Here is a 20,571-nt window from a genome sequence, read left to right as displayed (position 1 = left end):
TTACAATATATTTTTATAGGAAAGCTAGAAGGGATGAAAAAATTGGACAATCAACATAACCAAAATCATATTATGGGAACTTTACAATGGTTTATATTTTTATTAGCAAATTCAATCGCACTACCAATTGTCGTTGGCGGATTATTTCATCTTACGACGGAAGAAATATTTTATTTAATGCAGCGTACGTTTTTTGTAGTTGGTATATCTTCTTTTTTACAAGGATGGCTTGGGCATAGACTACCAATTGCGGATGGGCCGGCTGGATCTTGGGTTGGTGTATTTACCGTACTTGCTTATGCAACGGCCGGACAAGATCAATTACATAGTACACTGCAAATTTTAGAATTAGGAATGATAATCTCCGGTATTATTTTAATAGGATTAGGAGTAACTGGTTTTATAGGACGTATTTTATTTTTATTTACGCCGCTTGTGACAGGGACGTTTTTACTTTTATTATGTTTACAATTAAGTGGTGTGTTTTTAAAAGGAATGTTAGGAATTACAGCTACTATTTCTCAAATCGACGGATTTACAGCAATGATCGCGTTTAGTATATTTCTGTTCGTTATTATACTATCTAATTTTGGAAAAGGCTTTGTCAAAAGTTATGCAGTTTTAATAGGATTAATTAGTGGGTGGATTATTTTTCTCATTGCAGGAAAAGTGACAATCCCATCTCAAGTAACTCATTTTGTGCAACTTCCACATATATTTGCTTGGGGGCTTCCAAAATGGAATACAGGTATGGCTGTATCAAGTTTTGTTATGGTATGTATTTTAGTTTCGAATACAGTGGCAGCTATTATAGCAATTAATCAAGCAACTATTCATAAAGCGACTATTGAACAAAAACAGTTGAAAGATGGAACATGGGTTGGGGGGATTTCGCATATCATCTCTTCTGTATTTTCAACTGTAGGTGTCGTTCCGTTACCAGCAACGGCAGGATTTATACGTTTAACAAAACAAAAATATATCCGATCGTTCTTAATGGCATGTGCGTTACTAGTCGTAATGTCTCTTTTTCCAAGTATTATTCGTTACTTAGCATCTTTACCATCAGCTGTCGCATCGGCTGTTTTAATGGCTTCGTTCGTACAGTTAATTGGAATTGGATTTAATAATATAAAACAAGTGCCGATGAGTGAAAGGAATGTAACGATTTTAGGCGTTGCAGTATTATTTGGCAGCGGCGTTATGTTTTTACCGTCTGGAGCACTCCAATCCTTGCCGTCTGTTATGCAATATATATTCGGTAATGGCTTATTTGTAGGTACGGTTGTAAGTATATTGCTAGAACAAATATGGCGCGTTGGAAAGTAAGTGGATAAAAAGAGTGTACGCACTGTATAAAAGTCTAAAATAACATAGGAAATAAAGCCCATTTTCATTCACCACCTGCACATTTCGTTCATACAATATCTTGACTAAATAAACACCCAACTTACACATACACAGCTCTGGCTTAAGCAAGGAGGGTTATACCAGTTGAAGGAAAAAGCGTATCAATCTAAACCTTTACTCACAAAGAGAGAGAGAGAAGTATTTGAATTGCTGGTTCAAGATAAAACAACGAAGGAAATTGCAGGTGAACTTTTTATAAGTGAAAAGACAGTTCGCAACCACATCTCAAACGCAATGCAAAAGCTAGGGGTTAAAGGACGTTCACAAGCAGTTGTGGAGCTTCTTCGTATGGGAGAGCTCGAATTATAAGAAAGCAGCCGACTTTTATATAAAAGTCGGCTATTTTTTTGTTTGCTTCACTTGCTATATGAATGATAAAAACGTTTCATACATAAATAGGTAATAAGGAGGGGATATGTTGAAAAGGATACTGTTAGTTTCAACAAGTGCTCATGATATGAATGGACACCCGACTGGTTTGTGGCTTGAAGAGCTCGCAGCTCCTTATCATGTATTAAAAAAGGCTAAGTTTGATGTTGATATTGTGTCAATAAAAGGCGGGAGAGTACCTATAGATAGAGTGTCTATTCCGAATGGTATACCTCGCGAATTCAAGCATGTAGCTTCTTTATTGCAAAATACGAAGCCGATTTCAAATGTTCATTTTTCGGATTATGATGCGGTTTTATTTGGTGGTGGGCACGGGGCGATTGTAGATTTTCCAGGTAATCCATATGTAGCAAATTTGATTGAGAATATGTATAACAATAACCGGATTGTAGCGGCTGTTTGTCACGGAGTAAGCTCTTTAGTCGGTGTGAAAAATAAGGATGGCTTGTATTTTGTAGCGGGTAAGCGTATAACAGGTTATACAAACGATGAAGAAAGAGCTGTACATTTAGAAAAGCGCGTTCCGTTTTTGTTAGAAAGTAAGTTGAAAGAAGAAGGAGCTTTGTTTTATGTAGCCCCCAATTTTACGCCGCATGTAGTAGTAGATGGTCATTTAATTACAGGACAAAATCCACAGTCTAGCGTGGAAATAGGTAAGGCTATAAAAAGGGCTGTAAATAAATTATAGAAAAAGTACCCGCTACTAACAAAGGTAGTGGGTATTTTTATCCCTCTATTTGCCGGGCAGTAGGACCCCCGATTGGTGAGAGCTAATAATCAGTGGGGATGAACGCCCCCCCACTGATTAAAGTTTCACTGTATTCTAAAATTCCCGCCTCGAAATTGGTTTGTAACCGTCCAGTTGGTAATAATTGATTATAGTTTTTTATGTATAGTATATGAAAATGTAATAAACTAAAAAGGCATAGTGAGTATAATAACTTCATTTATAATCATTCGTGAATTTGCTATACTATTTTGTATGGACAAAAGGGGAGGCTCTTTTAAATGAGAAAAGTCGCATGTGCAAATACTTATATTAATAAAATAAAGCCCATTATTAGAAAGACAAGTTTTAGCCAATTGAAAATAGATGAAATTGCGAAATATATGGATATTAGTAAAGCTACTTTATATAAACGTTTTTCTTCGAAAGATGAAATTATTGAGGTGGTAGTAGAGGATTTCATGAACTATCTACTCGAAGGTGATGCGGATAATCAAGATGAAAGTATGTCATTTACAGAACGTTTCCAAAAGACGTTTATCCATTCTTTAAAATGTGTGACATATATTTCGGATGTTTTTTTGCAAGATTTGAAAGAAGCATATCCACATTTGTCGGATCAATTAGTCGCTGCCCAACAAAATCGTAACCATAATTTGCAAATGTTTTTTGAAGCGGGTATGGAACAAGGTTATTTTAATAAAATGAATGCACAATTATTTATGGTACAAGATGATGTGATGTTAAGACGTATTATAGATCATTCTTTTTGTATTCAGTACGATATTACGTTAAAGAAAGCGATACTTGATTTTTATCAATTAAAGAAGTATCAACTTTTTAAACCAGAGTATATAGAAGCAATTGATGATTCTGAAATTGAAAAAGAAGTTATTGCTATTTTGCAAATGATTTCGTAAAAAAGCAGATCTCCCTTAATAGAGGAGAATCTGCTTTTTTAGTACATATTATTTTTGCAACTGTTTTAATACTAATTCGGAAAATAGACCACCTGAAGCTGGATTTTGACCAGTGATAACACGATTATCTTCTAGAGCATAAGCTTCCCACGGTTGCGCGGCTTTTTCGTAAAGTCCTCCATTTTTAATGAGTTCATCTTCTGTTAAAAATGGAACGAATTGATCTAATTCAGCTAATTTTTCTTCTTCATTTGAAAAGCCTGTTACCTTCTTACCGCTAATTAAACGATCCCCATTGCTTAATGTAATATGAAATAAACCAGCAGCTCCATGACAAACCGAAGAAACAATTCCGCCGTTTTCATAAATATTGCGGCTAATATTTTGAAGTTCTTTATTTTCTGGGAAGTCCCAAATAACCCCGTGGCCACCTGCGTAATAAATAACAGCGTAGTCTTCTGGATTCACTTCACTTGGTTTCATTGTAGAACCGAGGCGATTCATAAACTCTTTCTTTTGATACCATTCCCAATCGATACTCTCCGCCATTGCTAAACTATGTGGATCAATTGGTGTATAACCGCCTTGTGGACTGACGTAATCAACTTCGTAACCAGCTTCTTCTACTTTTTTTACGAAATGTACAGCTTCACCAAGCCAAAGTCCGGTAGCCCTATTTAAATTTGGGTATTTTTCTACGCTTGTTAATACAACTAACATTTTTCTCTTCATCATAATCCTCCTATAATGTCTCTTCTATATAAAAGTTCTGTATGCGTTTCATTTTATTAAGTTAAAAAATGTAAATTTGAATAATCATGCCAGTCCTCCTTATATCGGCTTCGAAATTAGTGTATAATAACTTTTGAACAAAGTAAACTAAAAAGACTTAATTAGTTTACTTTGTATATTTTTCGTTGACAAACTGTAATGCTGAAACTATGATAGTTCCATGAATATCGAACAACATACGTGTTTCGTTTCGAATTCAATTTACCCCGCATTAACGGGCAGTAAGACCTCCATCTCAAAATTCAGCGGAAGCAAAGAATTTAGGTGGGGGTTGGGCTGCCCGTAAAAGCCCGATTGGTGAGGGCTAATAATCAGTGGGGAATGAACACAAACCTCACTGATTAAAGTTTCACTTTATCGCGCGATAAATTAGCAACTTTTACACATTTAATGAAGTTGTTTAGTGGTGATACAACATTTAAATAAGTTCATTTTTTTATCTATAGTTTGATAGTTTTAAAATTGCAATCAGGAGAGTGTTACACATGGGGAAAGATATAAGAAACCATTCGAAATGGTTTGTTTTTACATTATGTTTTATTGTTTTGTTAGGACCGATGAACGCTGTGTTATTTAATGTAGCGCTAGAGGATATTGCCAATGATTTATCAATTAGTCAATCGAAAGTAAGCTGGGTTGTAGTAGGGTATTCCTTAGTTGTCGGTATTGGTTCGATAATATATGGAAAGCTGGCTGATCGTTACAGTGTAAAAAGACTATTAATTATTTCTATTATCATATTTGTAGCTGGTTCTATTGTTGGATTTGTGAATCAATCTTATGAAATTATCATTTTCGCAAGGTTAGTGCAGGCGAGCGGCGGAGCAGCGTTTATTGCGCTTAGTATGATTGCGGTGGCGAAATTAGTTGCTCCAGCTAAAAAACCAGGTGCGTTAGCAATGATTAGTTCTTCTATTGCATTAGCGGTTGGTATTGGACCTTTAGTAGGTGGGGCAATTACAAATACGTTAGGGTGGCCGTATTTATTTTTATTTATGGTTATTTCAATGATTGGTATTTTCTTACTCGTAAAATTTATGCCAGAAGAGGCGCGACATACAGATGAAGTGTTTCGCTTTGATTTCATTGGAGCAGTTTTATTATTTGTATTGATTACGACCATTTTATTAGGAGTTAATATTAATAGTTGGCTTTTTGTGTTATCTGTTGTTTTTCTATTTTTATTTAAGGCTCATATGAAGAGAACGGAGTCGCCGTTTATTGATATTGAGTTATTTACAAATAAACCATTACTTCGTTTAATAGCGGTCGGATTTATCATTAATGTGGCGTTATGTGCCAGTTTATTATTATTACCATTACTGTTAGGAAGAGGACATGGATTGTCTCCATTCGTTATTGGAATTGTATTGTTTATTGCATCTCTCTTTGGTATTGTATCTAGTTTTATTACCGGAAAGATTATTCCTTCGTTTGGGAATGTGAAGATGATGTATGTAGCTTCTGTAGTTATGATCATTGGCTTTTTAATTTTAGGGATTATTCCGGACGGGAACTTACTCTTTATTTTATTTGCGGTTATTTTAACATTTATGAGTTATTCGGCAATTCAAGTATCATTAAACACATTTATCCCGAAAACATTAAATCCAGCTAAAGTTGGAGTCGGTCTTGGTTTATATAATTTAATTAACTTTTTCGGTATGGCATTTGGACCAGCTGTAGCGAGCAAAATTATGGAATCTACAAATAGTTATCGATTGAATTTTATTTTGATCGTCATTTTAATTGCTGCTCATTTCTTCTTATTAATGGGAATGTCTTCTTTTCAAAAAAAGATGGAGCAATGAATATGCACTTTATATAGAAGAAACCGACTTTCTTATAGAAGGTCGGTTATTTTTCTATCTTGCAAATTACGAAAAAAAGGAGCAAAATAAAAAAGGTCCTAGTCTATACATGGGAAAATGAAAATTTTCATACAGAAGCATTTGAAGTGAGCGAACTTAAAGTGTGTAAAATATAATGATAAACATAAAAGATGATGAATGAGAAAACGGGTGATGAAGTTGAATAGAGCAATCGGTGTTATCGATTCAGGAGTTGGCGGTTTAACAGTAGCGAAGGAATTAATTCGTCAGTTGCCGAAAGAGCGTATCATATATTTAGGAGATACAGCACGTTGTCCTTATGGTCCACGTTCTCGAGAAGAAGTACGTCAATTTACGTGGGAAATGACAGAGCATTTACTAGACTTAAATATTAAAATGTTAGTTATTGCGTGTAATACAGCAACTGCAGTTGTATTAGAAGAGATGCAAAAACAATTACCAATTCCAGTAGTAGGAGTTATTCACCCAGGATCACGTACAGCTTTAAAAGTGACAAACACGTATCACGTTGGGATTATTGGAACGATTGGAACGGTGAAAAGTGGTGCATACGAAGAGGCGTTAAAGTCTATTAATAACCGTGTTATGGTAGAAAGTTTAGCTTGTCCACCTTTCGTTGAACTTGTAGAGAGTGGGAATTTCGAAAGTGAAATGGCGTATGAAGTTGTAAGAGAAACGTTGCAACCACTGAAAAGTACCGATATTGATACACTTATATTAGGGTGTACACATTATCCGATTTTAGGACCTGTTATTAAAAAAGTAATGGGAGATAAAGTGCAACTAATTAGTTCTGGTGATGAAACAGCACGTGAAGTAAGTACAATCTTATATCATAGTAAAATGTTGAATGAAGGAGAAGAACAAAGCGATCATCTCTTCTTAACAACAGGAAAAATAGGCTTGTTTAAAGAAATTGCATCAAAATGGTTCGGTCAACCGATTGAAAATGTGAAGCATATTCATTTAGAAAAAGAATAATAGTAGAATTTATATAAGTGAGCTCCTGAGAAATCAGGAGTTTTTGTTTTATCTTGCTATTTGCTGGGGAGTAAGACCCCTGTTGATTAAAGTTTCAATTTATAAGAGGCGCAGCTTGTTCTAAAACGTGAAACAGCTCGTATACATAATAGTACAAACTTAGATTTTAGGGGGGAATGGTATGCCTAAATCCACTTTTAAATGGGTTGTTGGTGCTACTGTGAGTGCTGTTTTACTAACAGGGTGTGGCTTTATAAATCAAGAGAAAGCAACTGAACAAATTGATCCGCCAAAACAAGTTACGTATACAGAGGGTGGGAAGAAAGAAGTAGCTAAAAAAGATAAGCAAGGGCAAATGGTAAATAGAGAACTATACCTTGTTGATAAAAATGGTTATGTTGTACCACAAACGTTAGCTATACCTACTCCGAAAGCAAATGAGACTGTGAAGCAAACGTTAGAATACCTTGTGAAAGATGGACCGGTAACGAATTTATTACCGAATGGGTTTCGTGCAGTCATTCCGGCGAATACAACGATGACCTTAGATTTGAAAAAGGACGGAACGGCAGTTATTGATTTCTCTAAAGAAATGAAAAACTATGCGAAAGAAGAAGAGCGTCAAATCGTTGAATCTATAGCTTGGACGTTGACGCAATTTACAGAGATAAAACAAGTGCAGTTCCAAATAAATGGTGAGAAATTGGCAAAGATGCCGGTTGGTGGTACACCGCTTGGTGAAGGAGTGAGCCGTGCAAATGGTATTAACTTCGATGATGAACAAGTAGCAGATGTAACAAATACAAAACCAGTCACACTGTATTTTATGGCGCAAAATAATAATAAACAGCAATACTACGTACCAGTCACACGCCGCGTTGCGGAAGGTAAAGAAAATGACTATGCAACAATTATAGATGAACTTGTAAAAGGTCCGATCCATCAATCGCTCCTGAATGATTTTAATCCAGGCGTTAAGCTTATTACGAATCCGAAATTACAAGACGGAAATCTTACATTAAACTTTAATGAAAATATATTTGTAAACCCAGATAAAAATATGATCTCAAATTACGTATTGAAGTCGTTAGTTTTATCTTTAACAGAAAAGAAAGGTGTGAAAAATATTTCTATTGAAGTGAATGGAAAAGCAAATCTTATAGATGAAAAGGGCGGAAAGTTAATAAAACCTGTAGATCGTCCAGAAAACGTGAATACAGGTAGTTTTTAATCGTCAATAATTTGATATACTTAAGTAAGAAAGGAGAATTGCTTTTTGGGTTCTCCTTCTTTTATTGTATACATATCATACATTTAAATTTGGCTATACTAACGAGTAGTAATTAAGAGGAGGTTATTTTTATGCGAGTAGATGGTAGAGAGAAAACAGAATTACGCCATATACATATTCATACGAATTATTTAAAACATCCAGAGGGATCTGTATTAATTGAAGTTGGGGATACAAAGGTGATTTGCTCAGCAACAATTGAAGAGCGTGTACCACCGTTTATGCGTGGAGAAGGAAAAGGATGGGTAACAGCTGAATACGCGATGATTCCGCGTGCAACAGAACAACGTACGATTAGGGAGTCAAGCAAAGGGAAAGTAACAGGGCGTACAATGGAAATCCAGCGCTTAATTGGACGAGCATTACGTGCGGTAGTTGATTTAGAAGCGCTTGGCGAGAGAACAGTTTGGATTGACTGTGATGTCATCCAAGCAGATGGTGGAACGAGAACAGCTTCTATTACAGGTGCATACGTAGCGATGGTATTAGCGTTTGAGAAGTTATTACAAGCAGAAAAAGTATCTAAAATTCCAGTAAAAGATTATTTAGCAGCAACGTCAGTAGGGATTGTTGAAGAGCAAGGTGTTGTTTTAGATTTAAACTATGCAGAAGATTCTAAAGCAGACGTTGATATGAATGTAATTATGACTGGAAAAGGTCAGTTTGTTGAAGTGCAAGGAACTGGAGAAGAAGCGACGTTTAGTAGAGCGCAGTTAAATGAATTACTTGATGCAGCAGAACAAGGCATTTTCCAACTGATTGATATGCAAAAAGAAGCGTTAGGTGACATCGTATCTCATATAGAGTAGAGGTGGAAAGTATGAAACAAGTTGTTGTAGCGACAAAAAATATGGGGAAAGTACGTGAATTTGCTGAGTTATTTGAGCGATTTGATTTAGAAGTGAAATCATTACACGATTTTCCTCATATTGAAGAAGTTGAAGAAACTGGTGAAACATTTGAAGAAAATGCGATCTTAAAAGCGGATAGTTTGAGTAGACAGTTGAATGCAATTGTAATTGCGGATGATTCAGGTCTTATTGTAGATGCGTTAAACGGGAAACCAGGCGTGTATTCAGCTCGTTTTGCTGGAGAGCCAAAAGATGATCAAGCGAATATTGATAAAGTTTTACAAGAATTAAATGAAATACCGTTTGATAAGCGTAAAGCTCGCTTCTACTGTGCATTAGCAGTAGCTTTCCCTGAAGGTGATAAAAAGCCTGTCATTGTAAACGGGACATGTGAAGGATTTATTTTAGAACAACGCCGCGGAGAAAATGGCTTTGGATACGATCCGATCTTTTATGTGGAAGAATACAAAAAAGCAATGGCGGAATTAAGTTCAGATGAAAAAAATGCTATTAGTCACCGCGGACGTGCTCTTCGTAAGCTAGAAGAAAAAATCCCTGAATGGTTTTTAGGAGAATAAGGGAGAGAGATTGATGAAAGCTTTAATCGTAAGCGATAGTCATAGCTCTGTGAAGGAATTACAGCAGTTAAAAGAGAAGTATGAAGGGAAAGTAGATATCATGATTCATTGCGGTGATTCAGAGCTAACACCTGCTCATGAAGAGCTGCAAGGTTTCCATGTTGTAAAAGGAAATTGTGATTATGCTAACTTTCAAGATGAAATTGTAACTGATGTAGATGGAATTCGCTTCTTAGTTGTACATGGGCATCGACATAATGTAAAAATGACATTACAAACGCTAGCGTACCATGCTGAAGAAGTGGGAGCGCAAGTTGCATGCTTCGGACATTCTCACGTATTAGGTGCGGAATTAATCGAGGGCGTTTTATTTATTAATCCAGGCAGTATTTTATTACCACGTCAGCGTGTAGAAAAGACATTTGCTTTATTAGAAATGGATGAAAATCAAATGGAAGTTCGTTTTGAAACGTTAGACGGACAACTAGTTGAACAGGCAGTTTTTAAAAGAGGATAAGAAAATTTATCCTCTTTTAAAAAAGGTGTTGACTTTATGTGTGGTTATACATATAATAAATATTGTCGATAGGGCAACGGCGCTAACGAAGAAAAGAAAATAACATATGCGGGTGTAGTTTAGTGGTAAAACAAGAGCCTTCCAAGCTCTGGTCGAGAGTTCGATTCTCTTCACCCGCTCCATGTCCCAGTAGCTCAGCCGGATAGAGCATACGCCTTCTAAGCGTACGGTCGGGAGTTCGAATCTCTCCTGGGACGCTAAAAAAACCTTGTTATCAAAAGATAACAAGGTTTTTTGTTTGTCTAAAATTTGATGTTTGGGTTATAAGTGTAGTTCATGCTTAATATTTGCGACCTTTCCTTTGATATTAAGCAGTTGCATATGTACTTTTTTTCTTAAATAAAAAGAGCGCCATTTATGCGCCCTATTCATCTTATTTAATTTAAAGAATTAATAGGTTTATGATGGAACTCAAATCCATATCCAGATTCTCTTAATTGTTTACTTGCAATATTATAAAATTCTTTACCATTCTAGTACGGTTGAGCAGCAGTTATCGGAACTTATCCCCGGCAGTGTGTTACAATTAATAGAAGCGGAAAATGAGAATCTCCAATTGACTGGACCTGTGATTGGTTAGATGGTTTAAGAAGGTCGTATAAAAAAGGGAGATGGCGCAAAGATGGCGAGATCAAATGAGAATGATTTAACGGAGAAATTGGCAGAAGGCCACCGAAAATATGGTGATGGCAATTTTACAGTACAGAACATCGGTGATGAAACTAACCCGAATTGGACTGTCGTAAAAAATGTGAGGAAGGGATCGGCAGGCATTCGCGAAGGAGAAGATATATTAAGACTGCGATCAAAATATATAAAATAGTACGGAAATGGGCGGAGCGGGAGCTCGAATTTCTCCTGGTGCGCTAAATTTTAAAGGGTGATACATATTAATATGTATCAACCTTTTTTGGTTGGTTAAATTTAGGTTTAAATTAAAGCATAATTAAAAAGGGTATATATTAAGAATGGTAGGAGATAAAAGTGGCTATATAACCGATATTTGTGTCAAATCCTTACAAAAATAATTGTATTGATGAAGTGAATGTGAATTTTAAATATTATTGTGGTTTTTCAGTAGCGCAAAAAAGGAAATCCATAAATGCAATGCATGAAAGTTTTTTAAGTGAAAATAGATTGGAGAGTGTTTTGGAAGTATCCAGTAAATCAGAAAGTGATTTGGGGAGAGCGTTAAGTGCATTTAATCTCAAGATAGAATTAAAAAATGGTAAAAACTTTAGTGTTGAAAACGCATTTCAAGCAAGTAAAGTATTTGAATTTGGAGGCCCTTTCTTAGATTTGTTATATTGTACAGCGAAGGAGGCAAAAAAAGATGTGAGGTTGAAAAATAGCGGGAATCTAATTAGTTTTAGATATTTTAATCGTGAATGGCCTTTATGTCCTAAAACGGCTTTTTATGATTGGTTATATATAAATGCACTAGCTAGGCAACAAAAATTAGGTTCTTGTGTTTTGGAATATAGTGCCTTTTCTGATATTGAATTTAACCCTAAAAAATCTATAAATTGCCAAGCGAGAGCGCTGGCTTTATATGTTTCTTTGCATAAGGCTGATAAGCTTCAGTATGTTTTGAGTTCGGTTGATCAATATATGGAGGTTTTAGGTGAGGGGAAAAAAATTAAAATGACTGACTCTGAAAGTGAAGAAAAAGTAAATGAGAAAGATACTGATATCAATGATGGGCAAATACAAATGACGCTATTCGATAAAAATTTTTAGAAAAACAATGGAAAATTAGATTTTCCATTGTTTTTTTATTTGTGAAGAGGATTAGTTATTTGGTATTCGTTGTTGTTTTGATAGATAATTTTGAGTTCGAAAACATTTAAAGTAGTATATATAGTTGTTCTGATATGGTAAATTAAGTAAAGGTGAATAAATTAAAGAGACGAAAGGGGAATTATTATGGCACTTCCTACACCAGTGGGACAGCAATGTGATGTTTTATCTTTTCCAGCGGAGGGGCACTTTGTGGTATTAGGTACAGCGGGAAGCGGTAAAACAACTTTAGCGATTCTTAGAGCATCTATGTTATCTCGAGGATATTGTATTGATGAGGAGAAAACTTTATTGTTAACTTTTAATAAAGCTTTGGTAACATATTTAAATAGTTTTGCAAAGAATGAGTTGAAAAATGTAGATGTTCGAAACTACCATTCGTTTGCGAGAGGGTATTTAAATAGTAGAGGAAAATTAGGAAGAAATGATATAGTACCGAATTTCAAATGGGATAATCAAAAGTTATCGATGATAAAAGCAGCAAAAGATTTGGTGAAGCAAAAATATCCTAAGGAAGTAACTTTTGAACGAGAAGAAGTAGTGTTTTATGAGGAAATCCAATGGTTACAAAGAATGGGGATTGAAGATTTAGGAAAGTATGAGAAAATCACTAGGACTGGAAGAATTGGAACAAGAATTAATAGAGATAAAAGAAGGTATTTCTTTGAGGTTTATCAGGAATATTTGAAGATTCGTGAGGAGAGGGGATACAAATATGATTGGGACGATATGGCTTATTTTGTAAGGGAAGAGTTTAATGTTGATACGAGGGAACGAATGTATAAACATATTATTATAGATGAAGGACAGGATTTTTCACCAGTGATGTTACAATCTTTAGCAGCTGCTGTACCTAAGGGGGGGAGTCTGACGTTTTTTGGAGATGTTGCTCAGCAAATATATGGTCAAGGGTTAAGTTGGAGATTTGCAGGGCTTAAACCCAAAAAAATTGAAGAATTTAAAGAGAATCATAGAAATTCTAAGCATATCGCAGATTTAGCTTTCGCGATTTCTAGTTCCGAATATTATACCGGAGCACCTGATATTGTAAAACCTATGACAAGAAAAGCGTTGGGCGCCAAACCTGCCTTGGTAAAATTTGAAGGTATGGATAAGGAAATAAAACAAGTAATAGATTGGGTAAATGGGGCAAGAAAGAATCAGACTGTAGCTGTTTTGGTGAGAACAAGAGGGATGGTTAATTTACTTGAGGAGAGGCTTTTGGAGCAAGGGATTCAAAGTCAGGTGATAAAAAAGGATATGAATAAATGGAATGGTGCACCGGGAGTTTCAATTGGGACCTATCATTCGGCAAAAGGATTAGAGTTTGACGTAGTATTAATGCCTTTTTGTGAAAAGGAAGTTATGCCCGATAAAGAACGAATATTGGCACTTGAAGGTGAAGGTGAAGCGAAGAGAGAAGATGTTAAGTTAATTTATGTTGGGGTAACTAGAGCGAAATACACATTAATTATTTCTTACTCTAATGAAATAACAGATTTAATTCCAGTAGACGAAGAATTGTTGCAGGTGACTGAAATATGAGAGAGCAAATAAAGTTGGAAATTGAAAAGCGTGGTATTACAAGGTTATGTCATTTTACTAATTCGAGGAGTTTTATCCACATTATTCAAAACGATTTAGGGGTTGTGGCTAATAATTTTCTTGGGGATGAAGAAGAGATTGGTATAATGTCTAAGAATGATAATTTACGTTTGGACGGTAAAGAGGATTATATCAGCTGCTCTATAGAATATCCGAATACATGGTATTTGGATAAAGTAAAATTGCGTGATCCTAACTTTCGAGATTGGGTTGTTTTATTTATAGATCCTCTAGTTATGCTTGAAGAAAACACTTTGTTTTGCCATAGAAATGCGGCTGCGGGGGAGGGTAAATACTTAAAGAGCGGTAATGAAGGGTTGAGAGGGATGTTCGCTCAAACTGTTGATGGAAAATTTAAAATAAATAGGGCGTATAATATGTTATCGTGTTGTCCAACTGACGGTCAAGCTGAGGTGATGGTTTATAAAAATATACCTAAGGAGAGCATTAAAGGTGTTTGTGTCTCTAGTATGGAGCAAGTGAAAATTGAAATGCTAAAAATCTCGCATTTGAATTTATTAGAGGGAGAATTAAATTTTGATTGGATTATTTCTCCGGAACTCTTTTCTACTAACTGGACAAAATCTGTTAAAATGGGTAAAAGACCTTCCGAACTTTTCTTAGAAAAGGAGTGAGATATTTTGTATCCACAAAAAATTAAATTCAAACAAAAATTTATGGGTTCTTTCTTAGGTGCGGTAATTGGGGATGCAAAAGGATGGCCACAAGAAGTTAATGGTAATAATATAGAAAAGCCTTTAAGTGAGAATGTTTTAGGTTTTTTGAATTGGACTAGAAAAAATGGTGGGAAAAGTTTCTTACATAAGGAAACGATTGAATCAGGTGAATATAGTGATGATACTCAATTGCTTATTTCCTCTACTAGAAGTTTGCTTTATGGCGAAAATTGGTCTAAGTATTTTGGGAAAGTGGAACTTCCAGCCTGGCTTCTTTATGAACGCGGGGGAGGAGGGGCGACTAAAAGAGCAGCGAAAAGCTTAAGTAAAGGTAATTTACCTTGGAAATTAGATAAAAATAACTATAAAGAGGTAAAATCATACTTTGAGGCAGGGGGAAATGGTGTTGTGATGAGAATTATGCCTCATGATGTTTATTAGAAAATTCATGATAGAAATTATCGAGCCTTAAATAGTGGTAAACGGAATATATACTCATGGACATCCTCGGGCGCTTCTAGGAGCTCTGATTTATGCGGAAGCAATTAATTATTTAGCGAATAAACAATCGCCTCTAGAGTATGGAGAATTAATAGATTATTTATTAGAGGCTAGGGATAAATGGGAACAGATGCCAGAGGTTAATAATATCTCAGATTGGATTAATCATGCTGAAGAGGTTTATAAAGGGAAGTACAGAGATATTTGGAAGCAAACAGTTCAAGAACTGATGGATTTATTAAATTTAGCGAAAAAAGCCTTAAAACTGGGTGTACTTGATGATTCATATAGTGTTTTAAAGGATATGGGATGTTTTGATCGTAAAGTACAGGGGGCTGGAACTGTTTCAGCGGTTGTTTCTATTTATTTAGCTTCCAAGTATGCCTCAAATCCTGAGTTAGGAATAATGGAATCGGCATATCTTGAAAATGCTGATTCGGACACTATAGCGTCTCTTGTGGGTGGTTTATTAGGTGTAATTAATGAATTGGACTGGATTAATAAGGACTGGTTGAAAATTCAAGATCTTGATTATATAACTAATTTAGTGAATTTGTTATTTGAAGAATCAGAAAACGAGAATCGCAATTTCGATATAAAGCTTTGGACAGAAGAGCATAATAAAGTGGTTAAGAATAAAATTAGGGACTTACCTGTGAATGCGAAATTTTCTTTTGGACCATTTAATTTAAGATTGGTTAATAGAAAGACATTGGAGAGTTCAGTTGATAAATTAGAGGTTATACAATTTAAGTGTATAAGTGAACAAGGGCAAACTATATATTTAAAAACGATGAAAAAGTATAAAAAACAGTATGCGGCTAAGTCGGGAATGAATTCTTCAGGAACTGTGGAAAAAAATATACAATCTAGTAGTAAAAGTTTAGGTGATATGTTTTTAGACTTAGCAAAAATGTTTCCTGGAAGGCTTGTTGCAAAAAGAGCACTTAGCATTTTAGGAGAGACTATGAAATGGATAGATGAGCAGGGAAGTTCTGTTATTACGGAAAAGGAAATTCAATCATTTTCTGCCAAATTAGTTCAAAAAGGGATTAGTTTAAATGAGGTAATTCAGATAGTTACATTTGTAGTGAAGAATTCTGTTAAAAATAAATAAATTAACGCAAGTGAAATACACGTCCTTTGATAGAAAGGGACGTGTATTTATTCTTCTAGGAAGTAAATAACAGTGTATCTAAGTGGAGTTAAATAACGTATCTATTGTATTGTTATTTGGATTTTAGTGATAACAAGTTTTTCTGTTTAGTTGTTAATAAACTTCTCAAATACAAAACCATAATCTTTCACATTATATTGTTTCTTCGTATCAACAAGCCAGTTAAAGGCAATCTCGTTCATTTCTTTAAATTGCTCTGCTAAATTTACTTGTGCGTTTGAAATGCGGCTAAAGGCATTAGATGCCATATCTAAACTTTTATGTGCATATTGTAATGTAATATCGTTGTCGTATGAAATTTCTTCGATTTTAAGTAAAGCCTTATATAAATCTTTTAATTCTTCAATATGTTTTTTATGAACATCAATTGAGTAATGTTCATCGCCCATTTGAAACTTAATTTCTACATCTAAATCAATCGTTCCTGCAGTTTCGAGTGCTACGTTTTTAATTTGATATTTACTATAACGAAAGCGGCGTAGTGTACGTTTTTTACTTGTTGCGCTTGTACCGTCTAAGTGAATTAACCCTTTGTTTGTGAAGCAATATTCATCTGATTTCGATTTAATTAGAAAGTAAATTTTCTCTCCATCTTCATGCATTACATAATCATCGGCATCGACCTTATCATAGTCTTTAGGTGTAATAACAGAACCTACATCGCTTAGTCCTAATACATCTGCGGCCATTTTTTTAAACATATATAATCCCCCTTGTAAATTAAATTCTTAATTGTATAAAAATATATTAACATGATTTTCATCCTTTGTTTTCTTGTAATACGAAAATATCTGAAGGTAAGTTAAGAAAAGTAATGAATAATTATTTTGATCCTAAATTATTTAGTAAATCTATTAGTTTAAGATTGGATTCTCCGAAAAATAACCAAGAGAAAAAAGTTAATTTTGCAAGTGATTATAGAGAAATTCCGTGAAAGCACCTCAAGCTATGTGAGGTATTTTTCTATCCTCTTTTGAAATCTTACAATTCTGTAAGGTAACTGTAAGGTAGTTCGATGGTAACAAATTGCTAATCTTTTATAATGAAGATAACAACGATAAAACGAGGAGGCAGAAATGATGAAAGGATTAGTTGTAACGGGCTTAACGGTTGCTTTTGGATTTGTAGCATATGAGAAATTAACGTATGTAGTTGATGTTGTGAAACATTTGATTGCTTAGAGAAAACAGCCATGAGAGGGAAAGGGAATGAGTGAATGAATGGAATGGTTATTTGGAATTATAGGTACTTGTAGTGTAGTGTTATTGTTCTTTGTCCCAAGTGGTATACTTAGTTCGACAACAAGTTTGTTCTTCTTAAGTTTGTTTGCTTGTACGATGCTTATTATTATGTTTTTAATGAAGCGAAGTAAACCAATCTTCTATTTTAGCATGATTGTTATGGCAATTATTGTTCTCCAAATTATTACCCTTGTAATATACCCCACAATTATAAAAGCTTTCCATTAATGATGAATCCTCTGCGCTTGTTGCTGGGGATTTTTATTTGTACAATTTTAATTTTTAGTAGAGATTTATTCGTATTGGAATGTAAAAATTAAATATTTTTATATTTCAAACAAATAGTTTTGGGATGTTGTGTTCTCATTACGCATTTGATATATTTACTTTGAACATAATTAAAATCAAGAAAAAGAGGCGGACGTATGGATAAAAAAGAAAATACGGTCGTATTGTTTCCACAACTATCAGAGCGCTATATTGATGAAGGTTTTTTAGCGCTGAAAGAGCGGAAGTTCGAAGATGCATTGCGCTGCTTTGAAATATTACGTCAGTATAATGCGGAAACGGAACAAACGGAATTAGCTTCAGTTATTTGTTTACTCGAATTAAAACGTATGGAAGAAGCGAAAGACAAATGTGAACAGTTGCTTAAAACAGGAGTTGTCTTATTTGGTGATATTCTTGAAACGTACGTGACTATTTTAGTTCAAACAAATGATTATGAAGGTGTTATTGAAACTGTTGAAAAGGTTTTACAAACGAAAGATATAATGCCTGATCAAAAGGAAAAATTAGCGCAACTTGCTTTATTTGCAGAAGGTATGCTCAATGAGGGAGATGCATCGCTAGTCGATTCAAATTTTGAGTTGGATGAGTTTACTAATGAAATTTTTGGAGAAAACTTTGGACAGAAGCTAAGAGCGATTCAGCGACTTTCGTTAAAAGACTTAGATCTTGCATTACCTGTTTTAAAGAAATTTTTAATAGAAGAAGAGCAACACCCCTATTTGAAAACTTCTATTTTGTATAAAATGATAGAAAGTCAGGTAGAAGAGGAAATAGAGGTAGAAAAGTTTGGGAATACGATTAAGGTAATTCCAGCATTTACAGGTCATAATGAGGAGCAATCCAATAACATTATACATAAATTATCAAGTCGATTAGAGCAAAATTATCCCGATATATTTGAAGCAATGGTTACATATTGGAAAGAATTGCAAATTAGCGTTTTCCCATTTGCTCTATTAATGGATAAAGAAGAGATTTGGTCAGCTGTTTTAGAGAGAATTGGAAGAAAGCGTTTCGGATTGGCTATTGATGAAGAAGAGCTTATGGCAGCATACAATATCGAATTGGAAGAGTTTCATATTGCCTATCAATGGTTATTACGTGTTGAAAGAGAAGGATATTTGCCCGTATAATTATGAAAAAGAATCGTTCAGTTCTTGAAACGAGCATATTCTATGTTATAATGTAAGGGTTGCAAAAGGCAGAAAACTGCCTGTTTGTAAGAGAAGAGAAGTGTAATTCTCTTACTTAATATGTTTCATATTATTCTCGAACAAAATATACCGTAGTTGTCTTCTGGGCAATTAGTAGATTGGAACATTATATCTGAAAGCTTTTGCTAGAGGATTATTTGTGTATTTGTTATTTCAAAAAAGAGATAATGAAGATCTTAATCTATAGAGGTATGTGCATACATTATTATAGTTGGAGGGAAAGAATAAATGTCTACAAAATGGGAAAAATTAGAAGGTAACGTTGGCGTTTTAACAATCGAAGTTGATGCTAAAGAAGTAAACAACTCTATCGACGCTGCGTTCAAAAAAGTAGTAAAAACAATTAACGTACCAGGTTTCCGTAAAGGAAAAATGCCTCGTCCATTATTCGAACAACGCTTTGGTATTGAATCTTTATACCAAGATGCTTTAGATATCATTTTACCAAAAGCATACGGTGAAGCGATTGAAGAAGCTGGTATCTTCCCAGTTGATCATCCTGAAATCGACATCGAGAAGTTCGAAAAAAATGCTAACCTTATCTTCACTGCAAAAGTTACAGTGAAACCTGAAGTTAAATTAGGTGAGTACAAAGGTTTAGCAGTAGAAAAAGTTGAAACAACTGTAACTGACGAAGATGTAGAGAACGAATTAAAATCTTTACAAGAACGTCAAGCTGAACTAGTTGTTAAAGAAGAAGGAACTGTTGAAAACGGTGATACAGCTGTAATCGACTTCGAAGGTTTCGTTGATGGCGAAGCATTTGAAGGCGGAAAAGGCGAAAACTACTCTCTAGCAATCGGTTCTGGTACATTCATCCCAGGTTTCGAAGAGCAAGTAATCGGTCTTAAATCTGGTGAGTCTAAAGACGTTGAAGTATCATTCCCAGAAGAGTACCATGCTGCTGAATTAGCTGGCAAACCAGCAACATTCAAAGTAACAATTCACGAAATCAAAACAAAAGAACTTCCTGAGTTAAACGACGAGTTCGCTAAAGAAGCAGACGAAGCGGTTGCAACTCTTGATGAATTAAAAGCAAAACTTCGCACAAACTTAGAAGAAGGCAAAAAGCACGAAGCTGAGCACAAAGTACGTGACGAAGTAGTAGAATTAGCTGCTGCTAACGCTGAAATCGAAATTCCAGAAGCTATGATCAACACTGAGTTAGATCGTATGGTTCGTGAATTCGAGCAACGTTTAAGCCAACAAGGTATGAACCTTGAGCTTTACTACCAATTCACAGGTACTGATGCTGACAAATTAAAAGAGCAAATGAAAGAAGATGCACAAAAACGTGTAAGAATCAATCTTGTTCTTGAAGCTATCATTGAAGCTGAAAACATCGAAGTTACTGAAGAAGAAGTAACTGCAGAAGTTGAAAAAATGGCTGAAATGTACGGTATGCCAGTAGACGCTATCAAGCAAGCTCTTGGAAGCGTAGACGCTTTAGCTGAAGATCTTAAAGTGCGTAAAGCTGTAGACTTCTTAGTAGAAAACGCTGCATAATAAAATAACAAGGCACGATTAAAATCGTGCCTTGTTTTATAAATATAGAAATATATTTATAAAACTTTTCGATGGAGAAGGAAAAGTTCCTTTACAAGTCGAATATACATATTTCAAAAGTTTTAAAAATTTTTTATTTGTACATAACTAGTCATATTATTTGTATTTCTCGCCACGTAGTGACATAAT

The 20,571-nt window shown here is 34.8% G+C and carries 21 protein-coding genes, 2 tRNA genes and 1 pseudogene; 21 read left to right on the top strand and 3 right to left on the bottom strand.

Features of this window, described 5'->3' with window-relative positions; translation table 11 throughout:
- The first annotated feature begins 33 nt into the window (after nucleotides 1-33).
- The 4 genes from BC_RS22475 (at nucleotide 34) to BC_RS22460 (ending at nucleotide 3,447) form a co-directional block, all read left to right on the top strand.
- Entirely contained in the window at nucleotides 34-1,329 is a 1,296-nt protein-coding gene (locus tag BC_RS22475) for a purine/pyrimidine permease (protein ID WP_000732140.1), read from the top strand.
- 165 nt (nucleotides 1,330-1,494) lie between these two features.
- A complete protein-coding gene (gene gerE, locus BC_RS22470; RefSeq protein ID WP_000659484.1) occupies nucleotides 1,495-1,719 on the top strand; it encodes a spore germination transcription factor GerE in 225 nt (74 codons plus the stop codon).
- Between the two features lie 106 nt (nucleotides 1,720-1,825).
- Nucleotides 1,826-2,488: a type 1 glutamine amidotransferase domain-containing protein gene (locus BC_RS22465; RefSeq protein ID WP_011110400.1), complete on the top strand. Its 663-nt coding sequence runs from the start codon at nucleotides 1,826-1,828 to the stop codon at nucleotides 2,486-2,488.
- Nucleotides 2,489-2,808: 320 nt separating this feature from the next.
- Nucleotides 2,809-3,447, top strand: a complete 639-nt coding sequence (locus BC_RS22460) for a TetR/AcrR family transcriptional regulator (protein ID WP_001233008.1) — start codon at nucleotides 2,809-2,811, stop codon at nucleotides 3,445-3,447.
- 48 nt (nucleotides 3,448-3,495) lie between these two features.
- On the opposite strand, the gene BC_RS22455 is transcribed toward BC_RS22460, so the two are convergent.
- Nucleotides 3,496-4,179: a type 1 glutamine amidotransferase domain-containing protein gene (locus BC_RS22455; protein WP_000823846.1), complete on the bottom strand. Its 684-nt coding sequence runs from the start codon at nucleotides 4,177-4,179 to the stop codon at nucleotides 3,496-3,498.
- A gap of 545 nt (nucleotides 4,180-4,724) precedes the next feature.
- On the opposite strand from BC_RS22455, the gene BC_RS22450 reads away from it, so the two are divergent.
- The 8 genes from BC_RS22450 (at nucleotide 4,725) to BC_RS22415 (ending at nucleotide 10,567) form a co-directional block, all read left to right on the top strand.
- Nucleotides 4,725-6,050: an MFS transporter gene (locus BC_RS22450; protein ID WP_000513857.1), complete on the top strand. Its 1,326-nt coding sequence runs from the start codon at nucleotides 4,725-4,727 to the stop codon at nucleotides 6,048-6,050.
- Nucleotides 6,051-6,263: 213 nt separating this feature from the next.
- Nucleotides 6,264-7,073 carry a glutamate racemase gene (gene racE, locus BC_RS22445; RefSeq protein WP_000774005.1) on the top strand — a complete coding sequence of 270 codons (810 nt, stop codon included), beginning with the start codon at nucleotides 6,264-6,266 and terminating at the stop codon, nucleotides 7,071-7,073.
- A gap of 181 nt (nucleotides 7,074-7,254) precedes the next feature.
- Nucleotides 7,255-8,304 (top strand): spore germination protein GerM, encoded by a 1,050-nt coding sequence (gerM, locus tag BC_RS22440; protein ID WP_001126748.1) that lies wholly within the window; start codon nucleotides 7,255-7,257, stop codon nucleotides 8,302-8,304.
- 131 nt (nucleotides 8,305-8,435) lie between these two features.
- Complete coding sequence (gene rph, locus BC_RS22435; RefSeq protein WP_001261765.1) at nucleotides 8,436-9,173, top strand: ribonuclease PH; 738 nt, start codon at nucleotides 8,436-8,438, stop codon at nucleotides 9,171-9,173.
- A gap of 11 nt (nucleotides 9,174-9,184) precedes the next feature.
- Nucleotides 9,185-9,793 (top strand): XTP/dITP diphosphatase, encoded by a 609-nt coding sequence (locus BC_RS22430; protein ID WP_000815939.1) that lies wholly within the window; start codon nucleotides 9,185-9,187, stop codon nucleotides 9,791-9,793.
- Nucleotides 9,794-9,806: 13 nt separating this feature from the next.
- Entirely contained in the window at nucleotides 9,807-10,310 is a 504-nt protein-coding gene (locus tag BC_RS22425; RefSeq protein ID WP_000645488.1) for a metallophosphoesterase, read from the top strand.
- 108 nt (nucleotides 10,311-10,418) lie between these two features.
- Nucleotides 10,419-10,492, top strand: a tRNA-Gly gene (locus BC_RS22420).
- 1 nt (nucleotide 10,493) lies between these two features.
- Nucleotides 10,494-10,567 (top strand) — tRNA-Arg (locus BC_RS22415).
- Between the two features lie 180 nt (nucleotides 10,568-10,747).
- Here the strand turns inward: BC_RS22415 and BC_RS28475 are convergent.
- Nucleotides 10,748-10,840, bottom strand: a pseudogene (locus BC_RS28475) (DUF6572 domain-containing protein); the annotation flags it as partial.
- Between the two features lie 152 nt (nucleotides 10,841-10,992).
- Here BC_RS28475 and BC_RS22410 point away from each other — a divergent pair.
- The 6 genes from BC_RS22410 (at nucleotide 10,993) to BC_RS22385 (ending at nucleotide 16,070) form a co-directional block, all read left to right on the top strand.
- Nucleotides 10,993-11,193, top strand: a complete 201-nt coding sequence (locus BC_RS22410; RefSeq protein ID WP_000124460.1) for a hypothetical protein — start codon at nucleotides 10,993-10,995, stop codon at nucleotides 11,191-11,193.
- A gap of 182 nt (nucleotides 11,194-11,375) precedes the next feature.
- Nucleotides 11,376-12,110 carry a DarT1-associated NADAR antitoxin family protein gene (locus BC_RS22405; RefSeq protein ID WP_000070401.1) on the top strand — a complete coding sequence of 245 codons (735 nt, stop codon included), beginning with the start codon at nucleotides 11,376-11,378 and terminating at the stop codon, nucleotides 12,108-12,110.
- 186 nt (nucleotides 12,111-12,296) lie between these two features.
- Complete coding sequence (locus BC_RS22400; protein ID WP_001207706.1) at nucleotides 12,297-13,715, top strand: 3'-5' exonuclease; 1,419 nt, start codon at nucleotides 12,297-12,299, stop codon at nucleotides 13,713-13,715.
- Entirely contained in the window at nucleotides 13,712-14,410 is a 699-nt protein-coding gene (locus BC_RS22395; protein ID WP_001209081.1) for a DUF4433 domain-containing protein, read from the top strand. The genes BC_RS22400 and BC_RS22395 overlap by 4 nt, the downstream gene beginning before the upstream one ends.
- A gap of 6 nt (nucleotides 14,411-14,416) precedes the next feature.
- A complete protein-coding gene (locus BC_RS22390; RefSeq protein ID WP_011110397.1) occupies nucleotides 14,417-14,893 on the top strand; it encodes an ADP-ribosylglycohydrolase family protein in 477 nt (158 codons plus the stop codon).
- Between the two features lie 34 nt (nucleotides 14,894-14,927).
- Nucleotides 14,928-16,070, top strand: coding sequence for an ADP-ribosylglycohydrolase family protein (locus BC_RS22385; protein WP_164928336.1), 1,143 nt, complete (start codon nucleotides 14,928-14,930; stop codon nucleotides 16,068-16,070).
- A gap of 146 nt (nucleotides 16,071-16,216) precedes the next feature.
- Here the strand turns inward: BC_RS22385 and BC_RS22380 are convergent, their stop codons facing one another.
- Nucleotides 16,217-16,831: a PH domain-containing protein gene (locus BC_RS22380; protein WP_000473863.1), complete on the bottom strand. Its 615-nt coding sequence runs from the start codon at nucleotides 16,829-16,831 to the stop codon at nucleotides 16,217-16,219.
- A gap of 519 nt (nucleotides 16,832-17,350) precedes the next feature.
- On the opposite strand from BC_RS22380, the gene BC_RS22375 reads away from it, so the two are divergent.
- The 3 genes from BC_RS22375 (at nucleotide 17,351) to tig (ending at nucleotide 20,382) form a co-directional block, all read left to right on the top strand.
- Nucleotides 17,351-17,599 carry a hypothetical protein gene (locus tag BC_RS22375; protein ID WP_001983650.1) on the top strand — a complete coding sequence of 83 codons (249 nt, stop codon included), beginning with the start codon at nucleotides 17,351-17,353 and terminating at the stop codon, nucleotides 17,597-17,599.
- A 197-nt stretch (nucleotides 17,600-17,796) separates the two neighbouring features.
- A complete protein-coding gene (locus BC_RS22370) occupies nucleotides 17,797-18,795 on the top strand; it encodes a hypothetical protein (RefSeq protein WP_000358277.1) in 999 nt (332 codons plus the stop codon).
- 309 nt (nucleotides 18,796-19,104) lie between these two features.
- Entirely contained in the window at nucleotides 19,105-20,382 is a 1,278-nt protein-coding gene (gene tig / locus BC_RS22365; protein ID WP_000105215.1) for a trigger factor, read from the top strand.
- Nucleotides 20,383-20,571: the final 189 nt, after the last annotated feature.

The organism is Bacillus cereus ATCC 14579 (genome assembly GCF_000007825.1).
GTDB classification, from domain to species: Bacteria; Bacillota; Bacilli; order Bacillales; family Bacillaceae_G; genus Bacillus_A; species Bacillus_A cereus.
This window is presented reverse-complemented; position numbering and strand designations above follow the sequence as displayed.